The sequence below is a fragment of the Streptomyces griseoloalbus genome (assembly GCA_014650015.1).
Taxonomy (GTDB): Bacteria; Actinomycetota; Actinomycetes; order Streptomycetales; family Streptomycetaceae; genus Streptomyces; species Streptomyces griseoloalbus.
In genome coordinates this window covers 1-1734 of the sequence record BMUD01000067.1, presented here as the reverse complement: position 1 = coordinate 1734, position 1734 = coordinate 1, and the positions used below count along the sequence as shown (strand labels likewise).

1 protein-coding gene is annotated in these 1734 nt (G+C 75.5%); it reads left to right on the top strand.

The features are described from left to right. On the top strand, nt 1–1734 hold a 1734-nt coding region (locus tag IE178_RS34940; protein ID WP_193515052.1), incomplete at both ends, for a SpnB-like Rossmann fold domain-containing protein.

The window sequence follows — 1734 nt, the reverse complement described above, 5'->3', positions numbered from 1 at the left end:
TCCGTGCGCTGGCCGGTCAGGGTGTCACGCGATTCGTCGAGCTGGGCCCCGACGGTGTGCTGAGCGGCATGGCCCGCGAGAGCGCCGGCGACGACGCGCTCCTCGTTCCGTTGCTGCGCAAGGACCGCGACGAGGAGACCACGGCCCTCACCGCCCTCGCCCGGCTGGCGGCACACGGCCTGACGGTCGACTGGACCGCCTACCTCGCCGGGACCGGCGCCCGGCTCACCGACCTCCCCACCTATCCCTTCCAGCACCAGCGCTACTGGCCGACGCCCGACGCGTCCTCCGGGGACGTCGAGTCCGCCGGCCTGCGCTCCGCCGGCCACCCTCTGCTCAGCGCGGCCGTCGAGTTCTCCGACTCCGACGGCCTCCTCCTCACCACCCGCCTCTCCCTGCGCAGCCACCCGTGGCTGGGCGAACACGTCGTCATGGGCAACGTCCTGCTGCCCGGCACCGCCTTCGTCGAACTCGCGGTGCGGGCCGGTGACGAGGTCGGCTGCGACCGCGTCGAGGAACTCACCCTGGCGGCCCCCCTCGTCCTTCCCGAGCAGGGCGGCGTCCAACTGCACCTCCAGATCGGCCCGGCCGACGCCGCGGGCCGCAGGGTCCTCACCGCCCGCTCCCGGCCGGAGGGCGCGGACGACCGGCCCTGGACCGAGCACGCCACCGGCGTCCTCGCCCCGGGGACGGCTCCCGCTTTCGACACCGCCGCCTTCGACACCGCCGTCTGGCCGCCGGCCGACGCCGAGCCCGTCGACCTGACGGGTCTCTACGAGCGCATGGCCGAGGGCGGATACGAGTACGGCCCCCTCTTCCAGGGCCTGCGCGCCGCCTGGCGCCGGGGCGACGACGTGTTCGCCGAGGTCGCCCTCCCCGACTCCGCCGAGCGCGACGCGGCCGGCTTCGGCCTGCACCCGGCGCTGCTCGACGCGTCCGTGCAGATCTCCGCCCTCGGCGGACTCGCGCGTGGAGTCGTCCCGTTCTCCTGGGAAGGCGTCACCCTGCACGCGACCGGCGCCCGGGCCGTCCGGGTCCGCCTGACCCGGACCGGTGACGAGTCCGCGTCCGTCGCCGTCGCCGACCCCACCGGGGCGCCGATCGCCACCATCGAGAACCTGGTGCTCCGCGCCGTCGCCTCCGCCACCGCCGTCGACACGACGACCCGGGACGCCCTCTTCCACGTCACGTGGACCCCCGCCGCCGCACCGGCGAGCGGCACCGACACCGCCCCCACGGCCGTCCTCGACACCACCACCGGCGACCTCCTGGCGCCACTGCCCGGGCCCCGTCACACCGACATCGGCGCCCTCGTCGCGGCCGGTGAGGTGCCGGCGACGGTGTTCGCCGTCGTACCGCGGGCCGCCGCGCGGGAGACCGCCGTGGTGGACGCCGTGCACGAAGTCACCGCGTGGGCCCTGGAGTCGGTACGGTCGTGGCTGGCCGACGAGCGGTGCGCGCAGTCGCGGCTGGTGTTCGTGACGCGCGGCGCGGTCACGGGTGACGATCTGACCGGATCCGGTGTGTGGGGTCTGGTGAGGTCGGCCGCGTCGGAGCACCCGGGCCGGTTCGGTCTGCTCGACGTCGAACCGGGAGCGGTGCTGTCCGGCGAACTGCTCGGCGCGGTGGTGTCGGCGGTGGGCGAGGCCGAGGCCGAGGTGGCGGTGCGTGGTGGTGAGGTGCTGGTGCCTCGCCTGGCGCGGGTGGCGTCCGGGGCCGGTGTGGATGCTGCCG